This is a genomic window from Microbacterium algeriense, from assembly GCF_008868005.1.
Classification (GTDB): Bacteria; Actinomycetota; Actinomycetes; order Actinomycetales; family Microbacteriaceae; genus Microbacterium; species Microbacterium algeriense.
Map to the genome: position 1 here is coordinate 324,383 of NZ_WAAO01000003.1, position 15,599 is coordinate 339,981.

Genomic DNA, 15,599 nt, shown 5'->3' on the forward strand with positions numbered 1-15,599 from the left:
CGGTCAGCATTCGATGACGTTGACCGCCAGCCCGCCTTCGCTCGTCTCCTTGTACTTGGTCGACATGTCCAGGCCGGTCTGGCGCATCGTCTCGACGACCGCGTCCAGCGACACGTAGTGACTCCCGTCGCCGCGCAGCGCGAGACGTGCGGCGGTCACGGCGGTCGAAGCGGCGATCGCGTTGCGTTCGATGCACGGGATCTGCACGAGTCCGCCGATCGGATCGCACGTGAGCCCGAGATGGTGCTCCATCGCGATCTCGGCGGCGTTCTCGATCTGCCGATTCGTGCCGCCCATCACGGCGGTGAGCCCGCCGGCTGCCATGGCGCACGCCGACCCGACCTCGGCCTGGCATCCGCCCTCGGCCCCGGAGATCGACGCGTTGGCCTTGAACAGCGACCCGAGTGCTGTCGCCGTGAGCAGGAAGCGTCGGATGCCGCGACGACGGTTGGCCTCGGCCACCAGAGCTTCGTCCACGCCGTCCGGTTCCGCGACGGCGCCCTGCGGAGACGTCGCGTCGAAGCCGAGCAGGGCGCTGCCGACGAGCTCGCCGTAAGGTGTGACGGCGTTGCCCGCGCCGAGCCCGGAGTCCGCCAGGAAGCGCCACCAGTACATCGCGACGGCGGGGAGGATCCCGGCAGCTCCATTGGTCGGAGCCGTGACAACGCGACCACCCGCGGCGTTCTCCTCGTTGACGGCCAGAGCGAAGGCGCCCAGCCATTCGCCCGGCAGCTCGCGGTGCCCGTCGGCCTCGACCTCTTCGAGTTGCCCGCGGATCACACCCGCCCGTCGCTTGACCTTGAGGATCCCGGGAAGGACGCCCTCGGCGTGCAACCCGGCGTCCACGCATCCGGACATCGCCTCCCAGATCGCGTCGAGCCCGGCGGCGACCTCCTCTTCGCTGCGGACGGAGGTCTCGTTGAGCCGGGCGAGTTCGGCGATGGAGAGTCCGTGCTCGTCGCACAGGGCGAGCAGCGACGCCGCGTCGGCGTAGCAGTAGGGGAAGCCCGCGGTGGTGAGCTTCGCATCCTCGCCGTCGCGGCGGATGAAGCCGCCGCCGACCGAGTAGTAGGTCTCCTCGATGAGGACCGAGCCGTCTTCGGTCCAGGCGGTGAGGGTCATCGCGTTCGGGTGCCCTGGCAGGCGGGTGCGCGGCGCGAAGACGATGTCCTCTTTCGCGAACGGCACCGCATGGCTCCCGTCGATCGACAGCATCCCGCCCGGGGGGAAGTCCGTCCAGGCCGACCGCACCTCCGCTGGATCGCAGGTCTCCGGCGCGAGCCCCCGCAGCCCCGCGACCACGGCATCCGGGGTCCCGTGCCCGATCCCGGTCGCACCGAGCGATCCGTACAGGGTGCTGCCGACCCGTGCCACCTGCGGCAGGACCCCTGTTGCGGAGAGCCGGTGCGCGAAGTCGAGCGCCGCCCGCATCGGTCCGACCGTATGGGAGCTCGATGGTCCCACTCCGATGGAGAAGAGGTCGAAGGCCGAGACGTACGCTGTCACCCCTCCAGGCTACGCCGCTTCGCACGCTCCGGTTCACCGGCGTTAACCCGTCGGCCGCGTCAACCCCCTTCAACGGCCGACGGCGGCAGGGCATCCTGGTCTCACGACTCCGAGGAAGGGAAGAACATGAGCGACAGCACACCCGAACCGACCGAGACCCCCGAGCAGGACGGCAGCACGCCCGAGGCTCAGATTCCCACGCCGACGCCCTCCTCCGACACGTCGGAAGGAAAGGTCACGACGCCCGACGAGGCCTCGTCGACGGAGGACGCGGACCCGGAGGAGGTTCCGAGCACCGAGGAGCTCGAGGAGCCGAGCACGGAGAAGGATCCCGGTGAGGAGCCCAAGGCTCCGCCGCGCCAGGAGTCCGAGCCCGACCACGAGGCCGTCGGCATCGGCGTCATCGACTCCGAGGACCCGCAGTCCCCCTGACCCGCTCGCCCCTGGTCACCCCCGCGCGCGGCCCGAGCCCAGGGCAGCGGGAGCGGATCAGCGGGCGCCCGGCGGGGAAGGGCACGTCACTCCACGAGCTTGCCCTCGGTGTCGACGTCGCGCATGAGCTCGGCGATCTCGCCGGGGACGGGCGGGATCTGCTCCCGCGTGACACCTGACGTCGGCGACCACACCAGGTTCACCTGCAGGGTCGGATCGGTGTCGGGGAAGTCGCTGCGGTTGTGGCACCCGCGTGTCTCCCGACGCTCGCGTGCTGCCTCGAGCGTGGCCCTGGCCGCAAGCGCCGATGCCTTGAGGTCGAAGGCGTGCGCGAGGTCCTGGAATCCGGCGATGTCGGGGTGGATCCCGATGTCCTCCATGCGCCCCTCGATCATGTCGAGGTCGGCGAGTCCGGCGTTCAGCCCCTCCTCCGACCGCACGACACCGGCGTACTCGGTCATGAGGTTGCGGGTGGCCCGTTGCAGCGCGCGCACGTTCTCTCGGCCGTCCGCGGCGAGCAGGTCGTCGATCTCGGCCCTGGCCGCGGCCACCGCTTCGGAGGAGCGACGCTGCGCATCCAGCCCAGCCGCGTGGGCCATGGCCGCCTGCCCGACGATTCGTCCGTACACCAGCAGCTCGATCAGCGAGTTGCCGCCGAGCCGGTTCGCGCCATGCAGTCCGCTCGAGGCCTCGCCGATCGCGTACAGGCCCTCGACGTCGGTCCGGTGGTCTTCCGGCCGCACCCAGACGCCGCCCATCGAGTAGTGCGCGGTCGGGGCGATCTCGATCGGATCGGTGGTGATGTCGAGCATCTGCAGCTCCATCATCGTCTGGTAGACCCGTGGAAGCCGGGTCATGATGGTCTCGCGTGGCAGGTGCGACACGTCGAGCCAGACGCCGCCGTTCTCGGTGCCGCGTCCTTCCTGGATCTCGGTGTAGGCCGCGAGCGCGACGCGGTCACGTGTCGACAGCTCCATCCGCTCGGGGTCGTACTTCGCCATGAACCGCTCGCCCAGCGCGTTGCGCAGGATGCCGCCCTCCCCGCGGGCGGCCTCCGAGATGAGGGTGCCGGCGGCGTTCTCGGGCTCGATGATGCCGGAGGGGTGGAACTGCACGAGCTCGGGGTCGCGCAGGCGAGCTCCCGCGTCGACCGCGAGCCGGAACGAGTCGCCCGTGTTCTCGTCGCGGCGGGAAGAGGTGCGCCGCCAGATGCGGTTGTGCCCGCCGGCGGCGAGGATCACGGCGTCGGCGTGGATGAGGTAGCGGGTGCCGTCGGCCTGGTCGAAGCCGTAGGCGCCGAAAACGACGTTGTCGCGCACCAGGAGGCGGGTGATGTAGACGTGGTCGAGGATGGGCACGTCCAGCTGCTCGGCTTTGCGCACGAGGGTGCGCTGGATCTCGAGGCCCGTGTAGTCCCCCGCGAACGCCGTGCGGCGGAAGGTGTGCGCGCCGAAGAAGCGCTGCGAGATGCGTCCGTCGTCTTCCCTGGCGAAGTCCATGCCCCAGCGTTCGAGGTCGCGGATGCCGCGCTCGGCGCCCTGAGTCACGATCTCGACGGTGTGCGGGTTGGCGAGCAGGTAGCTCTCCTTGATGGTGTCTGCGGCGTGCTGCTGCCAGCTGTCTTCGGCGTCCATGGTGCCGAGCGCCGCGTTGATGCCGCCGGCTGCGAGGGAGGTGTGGGCGTCGTGGCGAGGGCGTTTGCCGACGGCGAGCACATCGACGCCGCGTTCGGCGACCTCGATCGCCGCGCGCAGCCCGGATCCGCCGGTGCCGATCACGAGGACCGTGGTGGAGATCTGTCGTTCGGGTGCATTCATGATCTCGACGCTAGTTAGGCGATCCTAATAACTCCAATGCATAGTTCGACTGGAAACCATGCGGGTAGGCTATGGATATGAACCTCGAGCAATTGCGCGGGTTCGTCGAAGTGGCCCGCCTCGGGCACTTCACCCGCGCCTCCGAGCACCTGCACCTCGCCCAGCCCTCCCTGAGCCGGCAGATCTCGACGCTGGAGCGCGAACTCGGCGCCGAGCTGTTCCACCGCGCGCGCGGCCACATCGCACTGACGGCCGCCGGCGAGACGCTCCTCCCCCGCGCTCAGCGCATGCTCGCCGAAGCGGACGCCATCCGGGAGGAGATGGGCGAGCTGGCGGGACTCCGCCGCGGACGCGTGCGCCTCGGCGCCCCTCCCACGCTCTGCATCAGCCTCGTCGCCGAAGCCCTCAGCTTCTTCCACGACGCCTATCCCGACGTCGATCTGCATCTCACCGAGAGCGGGTCGCGCCTGCTGGTCGAGCAGCTGGCGGTGGGTGCGGTCGACATCGCGCTCGTGACGCAGTCCGATGCGACACCCCCGGCCGGGGTCAGCCTGACGCATGTCCCCCTGCTCACAGAAGAGCTCGTCGTCGTGTCCTCGGACGCCTCGCCACCCGTGACCCACGGACCCTCGATCAGCCTGGACCACCTCGCCACTCTGCCCCTGATCGCGTTCGACGAGAGCTACGAGCTGCGCGCCACGATGGATGCCGCGTTCCGCGCGGCCGGCCTCACGCCGAAGCTCGCCCTGGAAGGGGCCGAGATGGATGCGGTGCTGCGCTTCGTCGAACGGGGCGTGGGGGTCGCGGTCGTTCCGGCGATGGTGCTCTTCGACCGCCCGTTGCTGCGTTCGGCGCGGCTCTCCCACCCCGCGATGACCCGCACCGTGAGCCTGGCCCACCGATCGGATGTGACCCCGGCGGTCGCCGTCGCGGCCATGCGCCGGGCCATCGTGTCGACCGCGGCGGCCGTCGCGGAGCGGGACCCGGCCATCACGAGCCTGCTCTGACTCGGGCGGACAGGAAGGCTCCGGGAAAAGCGAAGATCCCCGCCGCTTTCGCGACGGGGATCTCCGTACTGTCTCAACACAGTGTGCGCCCGAAGGGACTCGAACCCCTAACCTTCTGATCCGTAGTCAGATGCTCTATCCATTGAGCTACGGGCGCCCAGCCCGCTCAGCGGGCCGTGGAACAGCCTACAACAGTCCCGAGAGGAAAGCGAAACGAGGGGTCACTCGTCGTCCGCGGCGGCCTTCTGCTGCTTCTTCCGGCGCTTGGCCTTCGCCCGCTGCTCCGAGGACAGAGCCTGCAGGTCGACGAGGCGCAGAGCCTGCATCCTCGCCTCGCGCATCCGCGAGTAGTCGGGGTCGTGGTCGGGTCGCATGCCCTCGACCCGCAAGCGGCGGTCGAGGTTGTGGCGCACGTCGGCCCAGGCGGCATCGCGCGCCTCCTCGACGATCCGCTCGAGGCTCGCCCGATCCTGCATCATCTCGCGCAGGCGCTGAGCCACGCCGGTGGACTGCTTGGCGCGGCGGCGCAGGTTGCGCACGTCGCGGTCCCGGTAGTCGTGCGTTCCGACCGGGTCGGAGTGCCGGCCTCGCGCGCGCTTGCGCAGTGCCGTGACCGTGGCAGCGGCCTCTTCGGACTCCTCCGCCATCGCCCGCAGCGCCTCCCGCGCGTCGTCGATGTACTTCTCGGTGTCGAACACGCCGCCCTCGGCGATCGTGCCGATGAGGATGTGGTTCTTCACGGCGAGGCGCGCGGCGGCGGTCGCGATCGCGACGCCTTCGGCGATGGCATCCGCTGTCCGTCCCACCGGCACCTCCTCTCCACGAGCGTACCGGTATCACTGGGGCCCGGTGTCGGCCAGAATGGTTCGCAATCAGAATGCCCCATCCATCCGACATCCGCGGTTCCGCTCTCGGATGCGCGCCCGCAGGAGTCCCATGAAACGCCTCGACCTCACCGGGAGCACGACCGTGATCACCGGGGCCGCGCACGGCATCGGAGCCGACATCGCGCGCCTCCTCGCGGCCCGCGGCGCGCACCTCGCGCTGATCGATCATGACGGGACCGGACTCGCCGCGATCGCCGCCGAGCTCCGCGGCGTCCGGGTCACGACGCACGTCGTCGACCTCCGCGACGACGACGCGGTCTTCGCCTCCGCAGCGGCCATCACCGCGGAGCATCCGCGCATCAACGCCCTGATCACGTGCGCCGGCTCCTCCATGCTGGGCAATCTCGAGCAGTTGACGATGGAGGAGATGCGCTGGCTCACCGACGTGAACCTCTGGGGCACGGTCTCGGTCACCAAGGCTCTGCTCCCCGCCCTCAGCGCCGCACCCGCGGCGCACATCACACACGTGGCCAGCGTGTACGCCCTCGCCGCTCCGGCCGGACGGATCCCGTATTCCCTCAGCAAGTTCGCCGTCCGGGCGTTCTCCGAGGCGCTCCGGCACGAGCTGGAGGGCTCGTCCGTCAGCGTCGGCGCCGTGTATCCCGCGGGTGTGCGCACCGGGATCATCCTGCACGGCCGGTATGCCGCCGCGATCGATCCCGCGGTGGCCGCTCGAGCCGCCGCCGCCCAGGCGGCGATGTACCACACCGACCCCGCTGACGCCGCGGCGCGCATCGTCCGGGCCACCGAGCGTCGGGCCGCTCGCACCATGGTCGGACGGGAGGCGCGCCTGATCGACGTGCTCACGAGGGTCGCACCGTCGTCGTACTGGCGCGTCATGCGGCGCCCCCTGCGCGCAGCGATCGACACGACGACGCCGCTCTCCTGATCGCGGCCGGTCGGTCAGCGGACGGCGCCCACCCAGATGCCGGATGCCCAGGCCTGCTGGTCGCCGTTGCAGCCGACGGATCCGGCGTAGCCGCGCACCACGGCCATGCAGTTGGCGAGGAACTCGGGGTCGCCGCCGAACAGCGAGCCGTAGGCCGACGACGACGTGAGAGCTCCCCACACCCGGAACTGGTAGATGTGGGCCAGCTCGTGGGCCATCGCCCAGTTCAGCCGGCCGCTGCTCCAGTTCACGATGTCCGCCCGGTACTTGATGTACCCGTTGCTGTTGGCGCACGCCGGAGCGTTGCCGCCGGCGCACGAGGAGGACTCGTAGAGTCCGACCCCGCCGCCGCCGACCAGGTCGAGAGCCGCCCGCACCCGCGCGTAGCCGCTCGGCCCGCTGGAACTCCAAGCGGGACCTCCGGGTCCGGAGCTCTGCGCGGCCTGCCACGAAGCGACCTGGGTGCCGATCTTCTCGGCGAGGGCGTGGACGGTCGCGGTGGCCGCGGCGACCGTGTCGGGGTTCTCCTTCTCAGCCAGCACGGTCTGCTGAGCCGAGAGCGCCGCGGCCCGGTGCGCCGACGTGTCGACCATCCCGGTCGCCCCGCTGAGCGCGGTGCTCAGCGCGGCGATCTCGGTGAGGAATGCGGGGCGCGCCGCGAGCACGGACGCCCTGTCGGCGGAATCCTGCTCGGCCCTCTCGACGGAGACGGCCAGGTGGTCCGTGCGCTGGGCCGCGTCCTGACGCTGGTCGGCGAGTGCGCGGAGCTCCGCCACCGCCTCCGCCCGCTCTGCGTCGAGGCCCTCGGCGCGGGCGAGGACTCCCGCAGCCAGAACGACCGCCAGCGCGACGGTGACCGCCAGCGCGCGTCGCATCACGGCAGGAACCCGGTCGTGTCAGCGAGATCCGCGTCCTGCTGGGCGACCTGCGCGCGGAGCTCGGTGAGCCGCTCCGCGAGTTCGAGGTTCTGACCTCGCGAGTCGTCCAGAGCGCGCTCGACGCGGACGATCTCCGCCTTGACCGCGGCGAGCGCCGTCAGACGCTCCTGATCGGCGATCGCGACGAGCGCGACACCGCCGACCAGCAACAGGCATCCGACAGCGACAGCAAGACTTCGCATCTCGCTCCCCAGGACAGCGCAACAGTTCCGGACCCACTCCGATCGCACCAATATACAACCGGGGTCGCGTCTGTCGTCCCCGATCTTGCCCGACGGCTCGTCAGATCACGAGGTCGCCGTCGCCGGCGAGCCGCCGCTCGGCGGCCGACTGACCGCTGGCCAGGTGCGCGGGAACGATCCGGCGCAGCGCGTCGGCATCGCGGGCGATGACCGCGTCGAGGATGATCCGGTGCTCGTCCGCCATCGCGACGAGGTCGTCATGCTGTCCGAAGAGCCAGCGAAGGCGCGTGAGGAAGACCGCGATGAGCTCCGCGAGCATCTCGTTCCCGGCGAGCTCGACCGCGATCTCGTGGAACTCCGCCGCCGCGATCCGAGCGGTCTCCGAGTCGTCCACCAGCGCGGCAGCGAGCTCGCGCTCGTAGGCGTCGCGGAGGCGGGCGATCCCCGACTCATCGTGCCGCTCGGCCGCGAACACGAAGATCAGGGTCTCGATCGCCTCGCGGACCTCGGCGAAGTCACGGATGTCGCGGTAGGTGAACTCGCGCACCACCGCCCAGGTGCGCGGCCGGGCGACCACCACGCCCTCGGCGACGAGGGTGCGGATGGCCTCGCGCACGGGAAGCCGTGACACGTGGAGCTCGGCGGCGATGTCCCGCTCCACCAGTCGGGATCCGGGCGCGCGTCGGCCGAGGATGATGTCGTCGCGCAGAATCCTCGTGACCCTGACCGACTCCAGCTCGCCCCGTGCCCCCACAGCCCCCGCCATCTGGGCATTCTTGCACTTCGGTCGGGGATCCTCAACTTTGGTATCCCAACACGCCCGGGCCGGTGCGGGCGGGTCGGTCACCCCACCCGCACCGGAGAGGCGCGTCAGGGCAGGCGGTTGGCCTTCGCCAGGTTCGCCGTCAGTTCCTCGGCGTTCTGGCGCACCACGTACGCCGGGCGGTCGCGCTCGGCCCGCCAGGACTCGCTCAGCGGACCGATGTTGACGGTGTCGAAACCCGCCTCGTCGTAGAACCGCGTCACGAAGGCGACAGCCTCGTCGTCTCCCGCCGTGGCGAGGGCACGCCGGTTCGGGGTCCCCGCCGGCGCGCCGTCGGTCGTGATCTCGGACGCGAAGATGTGGTTGAACGCCTTCGCGATCTTCGAGGAGGGAAGGGCGCGCTGCACGAGCTCCGAGGTGGTGGTCTCGCCCTTGTCCAGCGCTTCGATGTGGCCGTCGCGCTCGAAGTAGTAGTTGTTGGTGTCGAGCACGATCTTCCCCGCGAGCTGTTCGGCCGGGAGCTGATCGATCGCACGCAGGGGCACGGTGACCACCGCGACGTCCGCGGCCGCTGCCGCTTCCTCCGCCGTGGCGGCCTTCGCGCGGGGTCCGAGTTCCGCGACGAGGTCGGCGAGCGTCTCCGGCCCGCGCGAGTTCGCGATCACGACGTCGTAGCCGTTCGCCACCGCGACGCGCGCGACCTGGCTGCCGATGTTTCCTGCACCGATGATTCCGAGAGTTGTCATGCTCGCCCCAACGCGCGAGAGCGACGACTATTCCCCGCTGACTCCGTGCGGGACAAGTCGACGGCTGTCAGCTGCGGGCGAGCGCGTCCTCCGCGGCGACCCAGGCGAGCATGGCGCACTTGACGCGCGCGACGTATTTCGAGACCCCGCCGAGAGCGGCCGCATCGCCCAGCAGCTCCTCGTCGGGCTCGATCTTCCCGCGGGAGCGCATCGCCTCGCGGAAGGCCGCGATCCGCACCTCGAGCTCCGCCACCGTGAGTCCTTCGGCGAGTTCGGCGAGCAGCGACGCCGACGCCTGAGAGATCGCGCAGCCGTGGCCCTCCCACGCGATCGCCTCCACCGAGCCGTCGGCCGCGCGATGCACCTGCAGCGTGATCTCGTCGCCGCACGTGGGGTTGAGCTGGTGGGACTGCGCCGCGATCTCGTCCCGCAGACCGTAACCGTGCGGCGTGCGGGAGTGGTCGAGGATCAGTTCCTGATACAGGTTCTGCAGGTCGCTCATGCGCCCCTCCGGAAGAACTCGATCGCTCCGGCGACGCCGTCGATCACGGCGTCCACCTCGGCGTCCGTGGTGTACAGGTAGGTGCTCGCCCGTGTCGACGAGGTCACACCGAGACGCCGGTGCAGCGGCTGGGCGCAGTGGTGGCCGACGCGCACCGCGATGCCGAGGTCGTCGAGGTACTGCCCCACGTCGTGCGAGTGGATGCCGGCGACGTCGAAGCTCGCCAGGCCCACGCGCGGCAGGTCGATGCCGGCGCCGAGCACGCGCACTCCGTCGATCGCACCGAGACCCTCGACCAGACGGCGACCGAAGGCGGCTTCGTGGGCGGCGATGCGCGGCATCCCGACGGCCGTCAGGTAGTCGATGGCGGCGGCGAGCGCGATGGCCTGGGACACCCGCTGCGTCCCCGCCTCGAACCGCTGCGGCGGCGGAAGGTACTCGGCCTCGGTCGTCGTCACCGTGGTGATCATCGAGCCACCCGTCAGGAACGGGGGCATGGCGGCGAGCAGGTCGCGACGCCCGTAGAGGGCGCCGATGCCGGTGGGGCCGAGCATCTTGTGCCCCGACAGCACGGCCAAGTCGACCCCGAGCGCTCGCACGTCCAGCGGCAGGTGCGGCGCCGACTGGCAGGCGTCCAGCAGCGTCAGAGCGCCGACCTCTCGCGCCAGGGCGACGAGGCGATCGACCGGGTTGATCACGCCGAGGACGTTGGAGACGTGCGTGAACGCGACCAGCTTCGTGCGTGGGCCGATCAGTTCGGCGGCGATGTCGAGGCGAAGGGCGCCGTCGTCGTCGAGGGGGATGACCTTCAGCGTGGCACCCGTGCGCGCGGCCAGCTCCTGCCACGGGATGAGGTTCGCGTGGTGCTCCATCTCCGTGGTGACGATGTCGTCGCCCGCGCGGAGCCGGAGGGGCTCGGCCTGCGCCCCACCGCGCCCGAGGGAGGCGTTCGACAGGGAGTAGGCGACGAGGTTGATGGCCTCGGTGGCGTTCGAGGTCCAGACGATCTCGTCCTCCTCCGCCCCGACGAAGCGGGCGACCGTGGCCCTGGCGTCTTCGAAGAGCTCCGTCGCCTCGGCCGCGAGCGTGTGCGCACCGCGGTGCACCGCCGAGTTCCTGGTGGTCGCGAACTCGCGCTCGGCGTCCAACACGGCCGACGGACGCTGCGAGGTCGCCCCCGAGTCGAGGTAGGCGAGAGGATGCCCGTTCACCTCGGTGCCGAGGATGGGGAAGTCGGCGCGGATGCGCCGCACCTCGTCCTCGGTCAGGGGGGCGACGACGTCGACTCCGGGAGAAGCGCTCATCCCTCCAGTCTCCCATCCGCCGAGCACCCTGGGGCGGCGGAGGCGTTCGGTCACATCCGCGCGAACCGCGCCCTGGCGATGCAGAAGATGCCGTAGATCGCGAAGCCGGCCCCGACCGCACCCAGGACGAGACGACCGAACGGCAGGTCCAGGAGACTGTGCAGCGCGGCGTCCAGCCCGGCCGCCTTGTCGGGGTCCTGCGTGACGGCGGCCACCACGAACAGCACACCGGTCACTCCGACGGCGACGCCCTTGCCCAGGTAGCCGATGACGCCGAGAGCGATGATGCCGCCGCGCGCTGCGCCGGTCGGCATGTCGAGCAGTTTCTCGAACGATCGCATGATCGCGCTGACCACGAATCCGACGCCCACGCCGATCACGGACAGCCCGACGATCACCAGCAGCGCGACGCCTCCCGGTGCCGCGAGCACCACCTGACTGAGCGTCTTCGAAGCCTCCTCGGACTCCGCATGCCCGCCGACGGCGTAGACCAGCGCGAGTCCCCCGATGACCAGGTAGGCGCCCGCGATGCCGAAGAGCTTGAGCCGCTGTCCCCATTTCTTCGTCTCGGCGGGGTCGGCGGCGAGGAACGCGCTCGCGATCTGCCAGACGGCGAGGGCGATCAGTCCTGCGGCGATCAGCAGGAGCAGCAGACCGCCGATCGGATTGTTCCGCACCTGCTCCATCGCGCCGTCCTGGTCGGCGTCACCCGATCCGCCGGCGGCGATCGAGATCGCGATGGAGCCGATGATGACGTGGATCAGTCCGAGCACCACGAACCCGGCACGGGCGATGCGTCGGAACGCCGTGGAGTCCTTCGCCACGCGCGCCGCGTGCTTGACCGTGCTCATGAAGGGAAGGGTATCCCGGCGGAGCGCCGCCGAAGAGGGGGTTGCATTCCGGCGTTCTCGACCGGAGACCTAGTCGGCGTCCGCGACCGGCTGCCGGAGGATGGTGCGCAGCTTCGCCGGGTCGGTGCGCCGCAGGTCGCTCAGGTAGATCTCGTGATGCCGGCCCGTCATCCGCAGGCCGTTCTCCGGGATGAAGCGGTGATGCAGTTCGTCGAGCACCGGCCCCTCGTCGTCGAACGGCCCGACGTGCAGCGTCTGCACGCATCGTCCCTCGGCGAGCGTCTCCAGCCGCACCCTCGACAGCGCGGGGAGCGGCTCCTTCTTCTTCTCGGCCTTGCGGGCGACGGTCTCGACGGCGTCGGCGAACATCGGCCTCGTCACGTGGTCTCCCACCAGGAGCAGGAGCGTCCATTCCCACGCGGATTTGTCGCGCCGAGAGGTGAACGACTCCATGTCGTCGGCGTGCCACAGCCCTTCGAGCGGCATGACCACGGTGTCGATCCCGAGCTCGGTCCGGCTGGCGAACTTCAGCGTGTAGGCGAGGGGGAACAGCGCCGACACGGCCTCCGCGTACGCGGGCGCCGTGTTCGGGTCTCCGCTGCCGTCGATCATCAGATACTGCAGCGGCGGCACGTCGAGGACACGGAACTCTCCCCGCTTGGCGCGATACGCATCGATGGTCTTCTTGGGGTCGATCGCCGCCATGGCGGGCCTCCTGACTGGTGCGCTCTGGTCGTGGGCCCAGTGTGACAGGGAGGTCCGACAGCGGGGAGGAACGGACCGTCGCTCCCCGCTGTCGCCGTCAGGCGTGCTCGACCGGCAGCCAGAGCTCGCACGAGGCGAAGTCGCCGCTGAACTCGAGATAGCGCACGATCGAGGGCCCCGGTCGCAGCCGCCAGGGATTCGACGGGAACCACTCGGTCGCGGTCGCCGCCCAGAGGTCCTGCAGAGTCTGCGGGAACGGTCCGCGTGCCGCGAAGACCGCCCACGCCCCCTCCTCGACAGACATCGCATCGAGGTCGTCCGGCACGGGCGTCGAGGCCGACAGCGCGACACCGTGCAGGTAGGTGAGCATGCTGCCCTCCGGTGCGTCCGGGTCGATGCCGGCGGTGACGGCGAGGATGCCTGCCGGCTCCGCGTCGCCGAGCGCCTTGAGCCGCTGGTGCTCCTCTGCGGGGAGAGCGGCGATGTGCGCCTGGATGTGCGGATTGACTCCCTGGTGGATGAGCGGGACCTCGACGGCGTGGCCGGTGAGGACGAATGCGGGCTGGTGGACGATGGTGACATCCATGCGGGTGCTCCCTTCGACGCTCAGGCGGAACCGGAGCGTGGGTTGTGTGCGGAGAGGACCCCCGTCTCGCCGCGCATCCGCGGGCCCGATCCCGTGCACGGCACGGAACGCGCGGCCGAACGCCTCGGTCGAGCCGTACCCGTGGCGCACGGCCACGTCGAGCAGGTTCCCCGCCCCGGACGCGAGCTCCGCACCGGCGAGCGTCATCCGACGACGGCGCACGTACTCCGAGAGCGGCATGCCGGCCAGCGCCGAGAACATCCGCCGCAGGTGGTACTCGGTCGTCCCGTGCGCGTGAGCGAACGCGTCGACGTCGAGCTCCGCGGCGTGATCCGATTCGACCAGGTCGACCAGGGCGTTGAGCGTGGCGATCATGAGGTCCTCCTTTCCTCACCATCGTCTCCGCGTCGCCTCACGCGCACCCGACTTCTCCTGCCGGATGCGATCGGCTCGCCGCGGCGTCAGAGCTCGACGGGCGGCGCCGGCTCCGACTCCGCTGCTTCCGGGTGCCGCGCGAGGTTCACGATGGCGGCGATCAGCCCGCCCCATACCGTGACCATGGCGATGATCATCATGATGATCGCGATCGGGCTCATGCTCCCGCTCCCTTCGTGGTCGTCCCGAGCGTCGGGATGGCCGAGGTCTCCGCGTCGGGCGCGTACTCCTCCTGGGCCAGGAACCGGTCGTACTCGGGGTCGTCCTTCGCGTGGGAGCGTCTGCTCCACGGCACGGCCGACAGCAGCAGCGCCAGCACGACCAGGGCGACCACCATGCCCCAGCCGAACACGGCGAGGAACCACACCGGGTAGCCACTGTACGGCTCGGAGATCTTCGCGATCAGCTCGCTGATGAAGAGGTAGCCGAGCACGATCGGGGCGAGCACGCCGACGAGCAGCTTCCAGACGGTGCCCACGCGGAAGCTGGAGCGGCGGTTCAGGTGCTCGACCAGCGCGGGGAGCTTGTGCAGGAGCCAGGCCACCACGATCACGGCGATCAGCGCGACGGCCATGATCCCGAAGGAGTTCACGAAGGCGTCGACGGTGTCGAGCACCGTCAGCGCCGTCGTCGTCGAGAACAGCGCCATCGACACGAGCGCGAGCGGGATCGCCACGGTGAGCGTCGTGCGGACCCGGGCCCAACCGAGCTTGTCCTGCAGAGCCGCGACGATCACCTCGAGGATCGAGATCAGCGAGGTCACTCCGGCGAAGACCAGCGCCCCGAAGAACAGCACGCCGATGATGGAGCCGCCCGTCGCCTGCGAGACGATCGTCGGGAACGCCACGAAGGCCAGACCGATGCCGGAGGTCGCCACCCCGGCGACATCCGTGCCCTGGGCCTGGGCCATGAACCCGAGTGCTGCGAACACGCCGATGCCGGCGAGGATCTCGAACCCGGAGTTCGCGAAAGCGACCACGAGACCGGAGCCGGTGAGGTCGGTCTTGCGCTTGAGGTACGAGGAGTAGGTCACCATGATGCCGAAGGCGACCGAGAGCGAGAAGAAGATGTGTCCGTATGCCGACGCCCAGACTCCCGGATCCGCCAGCGCCTCCCAGTTCGGGGGGAAGAACGCGTCGAGACCGTCCATCGCGCCGGGCAGGAACAGCGACTGCACGACGAGGATCGCGAACATCACGGTCAGCAGCGGCATCAGGATCATGTTCGCGCGGCCGATGCCCCGCTTCACGCCCAGCGCCATGATGACGATCACGACCAGCCACACCACCACGAGGGGAAGACCCACCTGCGGCACGAACTGGGTGGAGACGCCGACGTCCGCGACGGACTCGGAGCGCAGGAAGTCACCGGCGAAGAAGGCGTCCTCGTTCCCCGGTCCCCAGGTCAGCTGCGCCGAGAACCAGGTGTACATGGCCGCCCACGCGATGATGACCGCGTAGTACACGGCGATCACGACGCAGATGAGGACCTGCCACCACCCCAGCGGTTCCGCCGCGCGGTGCAGGCGGCGGAATGCCAGCGGCGCCGAGCCGCGGAACCGGTGTCCGATCGCGTAGTCGAAGAACAGCAGAGGGATGCCTGCCGTGAGCAGGGCGCACAGGTACGGGATGAGGAACGCCCCGCCGCCGCCCTCGTACGCGACGTAGGGGAATCTCCAGATGTTCCCCAGGCCGACAGCCGAGCCGATCGCGGAGAGGATGAACACGTTCCGAGAGCCGAAGGCCTCGCGTCTCGGGGTCTGCGTCGTTGCGGTGGGCATGCGGGCGAGACTACCGGAGGGCCGGACCCGATTCCCACTCGACACCGGTTTCGCCGACCAAGAGCCCCGGCGCGCGACGACCGCTGAGTCAACGAGAAAACCCCCGCCGGAGCGGGGGTTCTTCTGCGGAGACGAGGGGATTTGAACCCCTGGTCCCCGTGAGGGGACTCCACCTTAGCAGGGTGGTGCACTCGGCCGGACTATGCGACGTCTCCAGGCACCCGACCCGAAAGTACGGATGCACCTAGCCATCATAACGGGTCTGATGA

Annotated in this window: 17 protein-coding genes and 2 tRNA genes; 3 read left to right on the forward strand and 16 right to left on the reverse strand. The window is 70.1% G+C overall.

Translation table 11 applies throughout. The features are described 5' to 3' along the window. Positions 1–3: 3 nt before the first annotated feature. Positions 4–1,506: an L-serine ammonia-lyase, iron-sulfur-dependent, subunit alpha gene (locus F6A08_RS15360; protein WP_151459924.1), complete on the reverse strand. Its 1,503-nt coding sequence runs from the start codon at positions 1,504–1,506 to the stop codon at positions 4–6. A gap of 126 nt (positions 1,507–1,632) precedes the next feature. On the opposite strand from F6A08_RS15360, the gene F6A08_RS15365 reads away from it, so the two are divergent. Then, positions 1,633–1,938: a hypothetical protein gene (locus F6A08_RS15365; protein WP_151459925.1), complete on the forward strand. Its 306-nt coding sequence runs from the start codon at positions 1,633–1,635 to the stop codon at positions 1,936–1,938. 86 nt (positions 1,939–2,024) lie between these two features. Here the strand turns inward: F6A08_RS15365 and F6A08_RS15370 are convergent, their stop codons facing one another. Continuing rightward, positions 2,025–3,755, reverse strand: coding sequence for an L-aspartate oxidase (locus tag F6A08_RS15370; protein ID WP_151459926.1), 1,731 nt, complete (start codon positions 3,753–3,755; stop codon positions 2,025–2,027). 77 nt (positions 3,756–3,832) lie between these two features. Here F6A08_RS15370 and F6A08_RS15375 point away from each other — a divergent pair, with 77 nt between their 5' ends. Further along, positions 3,833–4,762: a LysR family transcriptional regulator gene (locus F6A08_RS15375; protein ID WP_151459927.1), complete on the forward strand. Its 930-nt coding sequence runs from the start codon at positions 3,833–3,835 to the stop codon at positions 4,760–4,762. 84 nt (positions 4,763–4,846) lie between these two features. Here F6A08_RS15375 and F6A08_RS15380 read toward each other — a convergent pair. Together F6A08_RS15380 and F6A08_RS15385 are read right to left on the reverse strand one after the other, a co-directional pair. Continuing rightward, positions 4,847–4,919, reverse strand: a tRNA-Arg gene (locus F6A08_RS15380). Between the two features lie 64 nt (positions 4,920–4,983). Further along, entirely contained in the window at positions 4,984–5,568 is a 585-nt protein-coding gene (locus F6A08_RS15385) for a hypothetical protein (RefSeq protein ID WP_017204558.1), read from the reverse strand. Between the two features lie 130 nt (positions 5,569–5,698). On the opposite strand from F6A08_RS15385, the gene F6A08_RS15390 reads away from it, so the two are divergent. Continuing rightward, complete coding sequence (locus tag F6A08_RS15390) at positions 5,699–6,538, forward strand: SDR family NAD(P)-dependent oxidoreductase (RefSeq protein WP_151459928.1); 840 nt, start codon at positions 5,699–5,701, stop codon at positions 6,536–6,538. A gap of 14 nt (positions 6,539–6,552) precedes the next feature. On the opposite strand, the gene F6A08_RS15395 is transcribed toward F6A08_RS15390, so the two are convergent. From F6A08_RS15395 to F6A08_RS15450, 12 genes are all read right to left on the reverse strand, one after another. Beyond that, a complete protein-coding gene (locus F6A08_RS15395) occupies positions 6,553–7,413 on the reverse strand; it encodes a hypothetical protein (protein ID WP_151459929.1) in 861 nt (286 codons plus the stop codon). Then, positions 7,413–7,658: a hypothetical protein gene (locus F6A08_RS15400; RefSeq protein ID WP_192576793.1), complete on the reverse strand. Its 246-nt coding sequence runs from the start codon at positions 7,656–7,658 to the stop codon at positions 7,413–7,415. Before F6A08_RS15400 ends, F6A08_RS15395 begins: the two co-directional genes overlap by 1 nt. A gap of 100 nt (positions 7,659–7,758) precedes the next feature. Beyond that, entirely contained in the window at positions 7,759–8,424 is a 666-nt protein-coding gene (locus tag F6A08_RS15405) for a GntR family transcriptional regulator (RefSeq protein ID WP_151459930.1), read from the reverse strand. Positions 8,425–8,528: 104 nt separating this feature from the next. After that, positions 8,529–9,167, reverse strand: a complete 639-nt coding sequence (locus F6A08_RS15410) for an NADPH-dependent F420 reductase (protein ID WP_151459931.1) — start codon at positions 9,165–9,167, stop codon at positions 8,529–8,531. Positions 9,168–9,234: 67 nt separating this feature from the next. Beyond that, positions 9,235–9,669, reverse strand: a complete 435-nt coding sequence (gene sufU, locus F6A08_RS15415; protein ID WP_017204552.1) for a Fe-S cluster assembly sulfur transfer protein SufU — start codon at positions 9,667–9,669, stop codon at positions 9,235–9,237. Continuing rightward, positions 9,666–10,973 carry an aminotransferase class V-fold PLP-dependent enzyme gene (locus tag F6A08_RS15420; RefSeq protein WP_151459932.1) on the reverse strand — a complete coding sequence of 436 codons (1,308 nt, stop codon included), beginning with the start codon at positions 10,971–10,973 and terminating at the stop codon, positions 9,666–9,668. The genes sufU and F6A08_RS15420 overlap by 4 nt, the downstream gene beginning before the upstream one ends. Positions 10,974–11,023: 50 nt before the next feature. Further along, positions 11,024–11,824, reverse strand: coding sequence for a DUF1206 domain-containing protein (locus tag F6A08_RS15425; protein WP_151459933.1), 801 nt, complete (start codon positions 11,822–11,824; stop codon positions 11,024–11,026). A 69-nt stretch (positions 11,825–11,893) separates the two neighbouring features. After that, positions 11,894–12,529 carry a GyrI-like domain-containing protein gene (locus tag F6A08_RS15430; protein WP_151459934.1) on the reverse strand — a complete coding sequence of 212 codons (636 nt, stop codon included), beginning with the start codon at positions 12,527–12,529 and terminating at the stop codon, positions 11,894–11,896. 97 nt (positions 12,530–12,626) lie between these two features. Beyond that, complete coding sequence (locus F6A08_RS15435; protein ID WP_151459935.1) at positions 12,627–13,490, reverse strand: AraC family transcriptional regulator; 864 nt, start codon at positions 13,488–13,490, stop codon at positions 12,627–12,629. An 86-nt stretch (positions 13,491–13,576) separates the two neighbouring features. Continuing rightward, positions 13,577–13,711 carry a methionine/alanine import family NSS transporter small subunit gene (locus F6A08_RS15440; protein ID WP_017204547.1) on the reverse strand — a complete coding sequence of 45 codons (135 nt, stop codon included), beginning with the start codon at positions 13,709–13,711 and terminating at the stop codon, positions 13,577–13,579. Then, on the reverse strand, positions 13,708–15,330 hold the full coding sequence (locus tag F6A08_RS15445) for a sodium-dependent transporter (RefSeq protein ID WP_151459936.1): 1,623 nt from the start codon (positions 15,328–15,330) through the stop codon (positions 13,708–13,710). The genes F6A08_RS15440 and F6A08_RS15445 overlap by 4 nt, the downstream gene beginning before the upstream one ends. A gap of 126 nt (positions 15,331–15,456) precedes the next feature. After that, positions 15,457–15,545, reverse strand: a tRNA-Ser gene (locus F6A08_RS15450). Positions 15,546–15,599 lie beyond the last annotated feature (54 nt).

Coding starts and splice junctions, on each gene's coding strand:
- F6A08_RS15375 (WP_151459927.1), top strand. CDS start 3,833: ATGAACCTCGAGCAATTGCGCGGGTTCGTCGAAGTGGCCCGCCTCGGG.
- F6A08_RS15405 (WP_151459930.1), bottom strand. CDS start 8,424: ATGGCGGGGGCTGTGGGGGCACGGGGCGAGCTGGAGTCGGTCAGGGTC.
- F6A08_RS15440 (WP_017204547.1), bottom strand. CDS start 13,711: ATGAGCCCGATCGCGATCATCATGATGATCATCGCCATGGTCACGGTA.
- F6A08_RS15400 (WP_192576793.1), bottom strand. CDS start 7,658: ATGCGAAGTCTTGCTGTCGCTGTCGGATGCCTGTTGCTGGTCGGCGGT.
- F6A08_RS15410 (WP_151459931.1), bottom strand. CDS start 9,167: ATGACAACTCTCGGAATCATCGGTGCAGGAAACATCGGCAGCCAGGTC.
- F6A08_RS15420 (WP_151459932.1), bottom strand. CDS start 10,973: ATGAGCGCTTCTCCCGGAGTCGACGTCGTCGCCCCCCTGACCGAGGAC.
- F6A08_RS15445 (WP_151459936.1), bottom strand. CDS start 15,330: ATGCCCACCGCAACGACGCAGACCCCGAGACGCGAGGCCTTCGGCTCT.
- F6A08_RS15370 (WP_151459926.1), bottom strand. CDS start 3,755: ATGAATGCACCCGAACGACAGATCTCCACCACGGTCCTCGTGATCGGC.
- F6A08_RS15365 (WP_151459925.1), top strand. CDS start 1,633: ATGAGCGACAGCACACCCGAACCGACCGAGACCCCCGAGCAGGACGGC.
- sufU (WP_017204552.1), bottom strand. CDS start 9,669: ATGAGCGACCTGCAGAACCTGTATCAGGAACTGATCCTCGACCACTCC.
- F6A08_RS15435 (WP_151459935.1), bottom strand. CDS start 13,490: ATGATCGCCACGCTCAACGCCCTGGTCGACCTGGTCGAATCGGATCAC.
- F6A08_RS15430 (WP_151459934.1), bottom strand. CDS start 12,529: ATGGCGGCGATCGACCCCAAGAAGACCATCGATGCGTATCGCGCCAAG.
- F6A08_RS15395 (WP_151459929.1), bottom strand. CDS start 7,413: ATGCGACGCGCGCTGGCGGTCACCGTCGCGCTGGCGGTCGTTCTGGCT.
- F6A08_RS15425 (WP_151459933.1), bottom strand. CDS start 11,824: ATGAGCACGGTCAAGCACGCGGCGCGCGTGGCGAAGGACTCCACGGCG.
- F6A08_RS15390 (WP_151459928.1), top strand. CDS start 5,699: ATGAAACGCCTCGACCTCACCGGGAGCACGACCGTGATCACCGGGGCC.